The following is a 7335-nucleotide window of genomic DNA, read 5'->3' on the forward strand; positions in this document are numbered from 1 at the left end:
GACCAGGCCCGCGTGCTCCGGTTCCAGCGCGAGCCGCAGCACGGCCCACCACCACACCCCGCCGAGGACGAGCGCCGGCACCCATCGCCGCACCATGGCTGCCTCCTCCGGCCGACGCTAGTACGGCCCGGTCTCGTGCCGGGAGGGCGCATCGGCGCACTACCGGCGTGCGTGCGGCGGTCCGGCGGCGCCCACGCCCCTACCACGCGCCGGAGACCGGAAGCCGTCCCGGGAGCGCCCCACCACCGCGCTCCCCCGCAGTTTCCCCCGGCGGCGCCCCGCCTGCATCCTGCGGCTCCGCACACATGTGTGCCCCCGCCGTCCCGGCGGGGGCACAGACGCAGGTCCCTGCGCTGACGTACGGGACCGACCGGTGGGCACTACCGCCCGTCGTCGTCGGTCAGCGAGTCCTTCACGCCCTTGGCGCGGTCGGCGGCTCCGCCCATGGCGTCGTCCGCCTTCGCCTTCGCCTGGTCGGACTTGCCCTCGGCCTCCTTGCGGCGGTCACCGGTCACCTTGCCGGTCGCCTCCTTGGCCTTGCCCTTGAGCTTGTCCATAGCGTTCTCGTTCTTGTCCGTCATGACTTCTCCTCGCTCGAAGGTCTGGTACTGCCCGGGCCGCTTCCGCACGCTCAGGCGGACTCCGCCTGGAACATCCACGCGTGCTTCTCCAGGTCCGCCGTCAGCGTGATCAGGATGTCCTGGCTGACGGGGTCGGGCTCGTCGGTCGCCTCGATCCGCTCCCGCATCCGGCCGATCACCACCTGGAGGGCGTCGACGAGTACGCGTACCGCGTCCGCGTCCTTGATCCAGCCGTCCGGCACGGATTCGATGGCCGTCGTCTTCGCCAGCGTCCTGGACCGCCCGTCCGGGTTGACACCGACCGCCGAAGCCCGCTCCGCGACCGTGTCCGAGTGCTGCCGCGCCGTGTCCACGACGTCGTCGAGCTGGAGGTGCACGGACCGGAAGCGCGGACCGACCACATTCCAGTGCACTTGCTTCGCCACGAGCGAGAGGTCGATCAGGTCGACGAGCGCGCCTTGCAGGGCATCACCGACGACCTTGCGGTCGCTCTCGGACAGGGAGCTCTTCACGACAGACATCCACTTCTCCGATCAGATCCTGTGCGGCATGCCGTCCATCCACGATGACATACATCACACAAAAGAGTCATTTGGGGAGTTAGTTCCTCAGAACGCCCTCCCGGCCTCACTCCGCGCCTGCCCCGCGAACCGCCTCGCACACACGGAGAACAAAAGCCCCGGCCGGCCCGTGAGGGCCGGCCGGGGCTTTCGGTTCGCCATGAACCACGCAGGTCAGGCGGCGACGACATCCACCGCTTCCGCGGGCGCCTTGATGGTCACCCGTCCCGTCGGTACGCCTGTCACCGAGGTGACGGAGACGGAATTCAGCATCGGGCGCACCGGCACGGGCACCGGATCACTGGCTGCTGCCGACGCGGCCAGCTCAGCCAGCGACAGTTCATCGCTCACTTCACGCATGAGTTCGGACATCCGTACGTCAAGCGCGTCGCAAATGGCGGAGAGCAGTTCGGAGGATGCCTCCTTCTGCCCCCGCTCCACCTCGGAGAGATAGCCGAGCGAGACTCGGGCGGACGAGGAGACTTCGCGCAGAGTACGGCCTTGGCGCTGGCGCTGCCGACGCAGCACGTCACCAAGCAGGCGACGGAGCAGAATCATCGGTGGCTCCCTCCTCGGACCGCGTAGCCGCATCCTTCACGCCCCACCGTACCGCCTCGCGCTGCGGCCGTGCGGGGAGCGATGTCGTGTTCACTCAGGGCTGCAAACATCAATTCCCCCCGTTCTGTTCCGTATCCTGTGCCCCCGCGTTCGCGACGAGTTCGCCCGAGAGCAGCTCCAAAAGGCTTCGTACACTCTCCTTACGAATGTCCCCGCGCCCGCCGTTCAATCTCAGTTCGGCGACTTTCCGGACATCTCCGGGGCCGCACACCGCCACGAAGACGGTGCCGACCGGCTTCCCGTCCTGCGGCTCGGGGCCCGCGACCCCCGTCGTGGAGATCCCCCAGTCCGCGCCCAGCACCCGGCGCACTCCGGCCGCCATCGCCGCGGCGACCTCGGGGTCCACCGCGCCGCGCTCGGCGAGCAGGGCCGCGTCGACCTCCAGCACATCGCGCTTCAGGGCCGTGGCGTAGGCCGTGACCGAGCCGCGGAAGGAGTGGGACGCCCCCGGCACCGCGGTGAGCTCCGCGGCCACCAGGCCCCCGGTCAGGGACTCGGCGACGGCGAGCGTCTCCCCGCGGTCCCGCAGCCGCCCCAGCACACGGGCCGCCGCGGACGTCACCGCTCGGCCTCCGTGGCGCCGCCGGCTCCGGCGACGGGCTCCGCGACACCCTCTGCCGTCCCGGTGCCCGGGACGGCTTCCGTGCCGGTCGGGCACGCGTCCGGCTGCACCACAGCGACGACGGACGCCGTGTCGGGCCGCCCGGCGTCCGCGGCCGCGGTGACCGCCTCCAGGGCGGCCGCGCGCTCGGCCGCCAGCCCCTTGCGGCGCAGCACGACGGCCTGGCGCACGTAGTCGAGTCCGGTGACGACCGTCAGCACGACGGCCGCCATCATCACCCAGAAGCGGAGGGTCGCCAGGGGCCCGGTGAGGGCCAGGACGTACATGCCGGCGGCCGTCCCCTGGGCCAGGGTCTTCAGCTTCCCCCCACGGCTGGCCGGGATCACGGCATGCCGGATGACCCAGAAACGCATGAGGGTGATACCGAGTTCCCGGACGAGGATCACCGAGGTGATCCACCAGGGCAGGTCACCGAGGGCCGAGAGGCAGATGAGCGCCGCGCCCATGATCGCCTTGTCCGCGATCGGGTCCGCGATCTTCCCGAAGTCGGTGACCAGGTTGTACGTCCGGGCGAGATGACCGTCGAAGATGTCGGTGATCATCGCCACGGCGAAGGCCGCCCAGGCGAACGACCGCCAGACCGGGTCGTCGCCGCCGTGGTGCAGGAGCAGCAGGACGAAGACCGGGACCAGGAGCAGCCGCACCATGGTGAGGATGTTGGCGATGTTCCACAGACCGGCCTGGTTCACGGCCGCCGCGCCCAGCTTGCCGCCGCGCGGTGCCGGCGTCGCGCCGGACCCGCCCGCCGCGGATGCCGGGGCTCCCGTCATCTGGCTGCCTCCGCAAGCTCGTGGTGTTCGGCCACGAGGTCCACTCCCTCGGTGCCCACTGCCTTCGCTTCGACCATACGGCCCGGCACCAGGCCTTCGCGTGCGGTGAAGACGACCTGGCCGTCCGTTTCGGGCGCCTGGTGGGCCGCTCGGCCCACCGCGACCGGCCCGTCCTCCTCGGACTCGACGGACTCGACCAGGACCTGGAGCGTCTCACCGACCCGTTCCTCGGCGCGCTGCGAGGTCAGTTCCTCGGCCAGCTGGGAGATGTGGGCGAGCCGCTCGGCGATGACGTCGGCGTCCAGCTTGTTCTCGTAACCGACGGCCTCGGTGCCTTCCTCGTCGGAGTAGCCGAAGACACCGATGGCGTCCAGACGCGCTCCGGTGAGGAAGCGTTCCAGCTCCGCGAGGTCGGCCTCGGTCTCGCCGGGGAAGCCGACGATGAAGTTCGACCGGGCGCCGGCCTGCGGGGACTTGCCCCGGATGGTGTCCAGGAGCTCCAGGAAGCGGTCCGTGTCGCCGAACCGGCGCATGGCCCGCAGCACCCCGGGGGCGGAGTGCTGGAAGGACAGGTCGAAGTAGGGTGCGACCTTCGGAGTCGAGGTGAGTACGTCGATCAGCCCGGGACGCATCTCGGCGGGCTGCAGGTAGCTGACGCGGATGCGTTCGATGCCGTCGACGTCGGCGAGCTCGGGCAGCAGCGTCTCCAGGAGCCGGATGTCGCCGAGGTCCTTGCCGTAGGAGGTGTTGTTCTCGGAGACCAGCATGACCTCCTTGACCCCCTGCTCGGCGAGCCAGCGCGTCTCTCCCAGGACGTCCGAGGGACGACGGGAGATGAAGGAGCCGCGGAAGGAGGGGATGGCGCAGAAGGAGCAGCGGCGGTCGCAGCCGGAGGCCAGCTTCACGGAGGCGACAGGGCTGGTACCCAGCCGGCGGCGCAGCGGCGCCCGCGGACCGGAGACCGGGGCGACGCCCTCGGGGAGGTCGGCCGGAGCGGGGGCGATCTCCTGCGCGTGTCCGGGCAGCGCGACGGCGGCGTCCTGCCGCTCGGCCGGGCTGATCGGCAGCAGCTTGCGCCGGTCTCGCGGGGTGTGTGACGCGTGGATGCCGCCGTTGAGGATCGTCTGGAGGCGGTCGGAGATGTCGGCGTAGTCGTCGAAGCCGAGCACGCCGTCCGCTTCGGGCAGCGCCTCGGCGAGGTCCTTGCCGTAGCGCTCGGCCATGCAGCCGACGGCCACCACGGCCTGGGTTCTTCCGTGATCCTTGAGATCGTTGGCTTCGAGGAGGGCGTCGACGGAGTCCTTCTTGGCGGCTTCGACGAACCCACAGGTGTTGACGACGGCGACATCCGCGTCCGAGGCGTCCTCGACGAGATCCCAGCCGTCCGCTGCCAAGCGGCCTGCCAGCTCCTCCGAGTCCACCTCGTTACGGGCGCAGCCAAGCGTGACAAGGGCGACGGTACGGCGTTCGGGCATGGGCTCAAGACTACTTTGTCCCGGACCCCGCCCCGGCGTGCAGGGTTCGGTGCTACGGGGAGTGACCGGACGAGAGCCCCGGGAAAGCGGTGAGCGTCCGGCCCGAGGGGGGCCGGACGCTCAGCGGGGAGCTGCGTGAGGGGAGGTCAGCCGACCTCGGGGTCGCCCTTGGTGTACGAGAGCCGCTCGACCTGTCCCGGCTCGAACTGGTCGTCGACCTTCTTGCCGTTCACGAAGAGCTCGATGGAACCGGCGTCCCCCAGGACGAGGTCGATGCGCTCCTTGTCCTGGAAGGTCTTGGAGTCGCCCTTGGAGAGCAGCCCGTCGAAGAGCTGGCGCCCGTTGTGGTCCTTGGCCGAGATCCAGCTCTTGCCGGTGGCGCTCAGCTTGACCGTCACCTTGTCGCGGGGTGCCGCGGCGATGGCGCTCTCGGAGGGGGCGGGCTTGGGGTCGGCGGGCCTGGTGGCGGCCGGGCTGGGCACCGTCTTGTCCGGGGGCGAGCCCTCGGCGACCTTGGCGGTGCCGGAATCACCGTCGTCACCGGTGAAGACGGTGAACCCCACGAAACCGATCACGGCGACGATGGCGGCGACCATGGCGGCGGTCCAGTTGGGCCGGCGGGGCTCGGAGCGGATCCGCTCGGCCTCGAACAGCGGTGCCGCCGGGGTGGGGGCGGGAGTGCCGCCGTGCTCGGCGTCGTACCGGGCGATCAGCGGATCGGGGTCGAGCCGCACGGCCCGGGCGAGCATGCGGATGTGGCCGCGTGCGTACACGTCGCCGCCGCAGCGGGAGAAGTCGTCCGTCTCGATCGCGTGCACGATGGGGATGCGCACCCGGGTGGAGCTGCTGACTTCCTCGACCGTCAGACCGGCGGCGATGCGGGCCTGCTGAAGCGCGTGACCGATCGAAGGCCGGTCGTCTTCGGGGGAGTTGCCGATGGACACGGGGGCGCCTTTCGAGCGTGAGCCACCTGCTGGATGTTCAGTCTAGGGGTGGTACGAAAGGGTGGGGCAACCGGGAGGGACGACTTTGTACGCCATCGGGTTCGCCGGAGAGCCCCTCGGGAGGGCGTGGAACGGAGCGGCAGGCGGTCATCCCACTGCCCCTCCTCTCCACTTGACGTGCGACCGGTCGAAAGGGTTGCCCGCCGTCCTCCTACGAAGCGGTTTCCCCACGGATCACGGCCAACACCCCGTCGATCTCGTCGGCCTTCACCAGGACGTCGCGCGCCTTGGAACCCTCGCTGGGGCCCACGATGTTGCGCGACTCCATCAGGTCCATCAGCCGGCCCGCCTTCGCGAAGCCCACCCGGAGCTTGCGCTGGAGCATCGAGGTGGAGCCGAACTGGGTGGAGACGACCAGCTCCGCGGCCTGGCAGAGCAGGTCGAGGTCGTCGCCGATGTCCTCGTCGATCTCCTTCTTCTGCTTCGTGCCCGCCACCACGTCGTCGCGGAAGACCGGGGCCATCTGATCCTTGCAGTGCTGGACGACTGCCGCGACCTCGTCCTCGGTGACGAAGGCCCCCTGCATACGGGTCGGCTTGTTCGCCCCCATCGGCAGGAACAGCCCGTCCCCCTTGCCGATGAGCTTCTCCGCCCCGGGCTGGTCGAGGATGACCCGGCTGTCGGCGAGCGAGGAGGTGGCGAAGGCGAGCCGGGAGGGCACGTTCGCCTTGATGAGGCCGGTGACCACGTCCACCGAAGGACGCTGGGTGGCGAGCACCAGGTGGATGCCGGCGGCGCGGGCGAGCTGTGTGATGCGGACGATGGAGTCCTCGACGTCCCGGGGCGCCACCATCATCAGGTCCGCCAGCTCGTCGACGATCACCAGCAGGTACGGATAGGGCGAGAGCTCCCGCTCGCTCCCCTCCGGCGCCTTCGCCTTGCCGCTGCGCACGGCGTGGTTGAAGTCGTCGATGTGACGGTAGCCGTAGGCCGCGAGGTCGTCGTAGCGCAGGTCCATCTCCCGGACGACCCACTGGAGGGCCTCGGCGGCCTTCTTCGGGTTGGTGATGATCGGCGTGATCAGGTGCGGGATGCCCTCGTAGGCGGTGAGTTCCACGCGCTTGGGGTCGACGAGCACCATCCGGACGTCCTCGGGGGTCGCCCGCACCATGATCGAGGTGATCAGGCAGTTGATGCAGGAGGACTTGCCGGAACCGGTCGCACCGGCGACCAGCACGTGCGGCATCTTGGCCAGGTTGGCCATCTCGTAGCCGCCCTCGACGTTCTTGCCGAGCGCCACCAGCATCGGGTGGTCGTCCTCGGCCGCGTCCGCGAGCCGCAGCACGTCACCGAGGTTGACCATCTCCCGGTCGGAGTTGGGGATTTCGATGCCGACCGCGGACTTCCCCGGGATCGGGGAGATGATCCGGACGTCCGGACTCGCGACGGCGTACGCGATGTTCTTGGTGAGGGCGGTGATCCGCTCGACCTTGACGGCCGGGCCGAGTTCCACCTCGTAGCGCGTGACCGTCGGGCCCCGGGTGAAGCCGGTGACGGAGGCGTCGACCTTGAACTCCGTGAAGACGTTGGTGAGTGAGGCCACGACGGCGTCGTTCGCGGCGCTGCGCGTCTTGCCGGGGCCGCCGCGCTCCAGGAGGTCCAGGGTGGGCAGGGCGTAGGTGATGTCCCCGGAGAGCTGGAGCTGTTCGGCACGGGCGGGCAGCGGTTCGGAGCGCTCCGGTACCGGCTTGGTCAGATCCGGGAT

8 protein-coding genes are annotated in these 7335 nt (G+C 70.1%); all 8 read right to left on the bottom strand.

The features are described 5' to 3' along the window. Positions 1–380: 380 nt before the first annotated feature. Positions 381–581, bottom strand: a complete 201-nt coding sequence (locus tag IH13_RS0102915) for a CsbD family protein (RefSeq protein ID WP_031080791.1) — start codon at positions 579–581, stop codon at positions 381–383. Positions 582–631: 50 nt separating this feature from the next. Continuing rightward, positions 632–1102 carry a Dps family protein gene (locus IH13_RS0102920; protein WP_031080793.1) on the bottom strand — a complete coding sequence of 157 codons (471 nt, stop codon included), beginning with the start codon at positions 1100–1102 and terminating at the stop codon, positions 632–634. Positions 1103–1315: 213 nt separating this feature from the next. Next, positions 1316–1699 (bottom strand): helix-turn-helix domain-containing protein, encoded by a 384-nt coding sequence (locus tag IH13_RS0102925; protein ID WP_031080794.1) that lies wholly within the window; start codon positions 1697–1699, stop codon positions 1316–1318. Between the two features lie 109 nt (positions 1700–1808). Further along, a complete protein-coding gene (locus IH13_RS0102930) occupies positions 1809–2321 on the bottom strand; it encodes a CinA family protein (RefSeq protein WP_031080796.1) in 513 nt (170 codons plus the stop codon). Then, a complete protein-coding gene (gene pgsA / locus IH13_RS0102935; RefSeq protein WP_031080798.1) occupies positions 2318–3151 on the bottom strand; it encodes a CDP-diacylglycerol--glycerol-3-phosphate 3-phosphatidyltransferase in 834 nt (277 codons plus the stop codon). Before pgsA ends, IH13_RS0102930 begins: the two co-directional genes overlap by 4 nt. Then, the gene (rimO, locus tag IH13_RS0102940; RefSeq protein WP_031080799.1) at positions 3148–4626 is read right to left on the bottom strand and encodes a 30S ribosomal protein S12 methylthiotransferase RimO; all 1479 of its coding nucleotides are present in this window, start codon (positions 4624–4626) and stop codon (positions 3148–3150) included. The genes pgsA and rimO overlap by 4 nt, the downstream gene beginning before the upstream one ends. A gap of 146 nt (positions 4627–4772) precedes the next feature. Continuing rightward, a complete protein-coding gene (locus IH13_RS0102945) occupies positions 4773–5570 on the bottom strand; it encodes a helix-turn-helix domain-containing protein (RefSeq protein WP_031080802.1) in 798 nt (265 codons plus the stop codon). Positions 5571–5781: 211 nt separating this feature from the next. Next, positions 5782–7335, bottom strand: a 1554-nt coding sequence (locus tag IH13_RS0102950; RefSeq protein WP_031080804.1) for a DNA translocase FtsK, incomplete at its 5' end; no start/stop codon positions are given.

The organism is Streptomyces sp. NRRL WC-3549 (genome assembly GCF_000721935.1).
GTDB lineage: Bacteria > Actinomycetota > Actinomycetes > Streptomycetales > Streptomycetaceae > Streptomyces.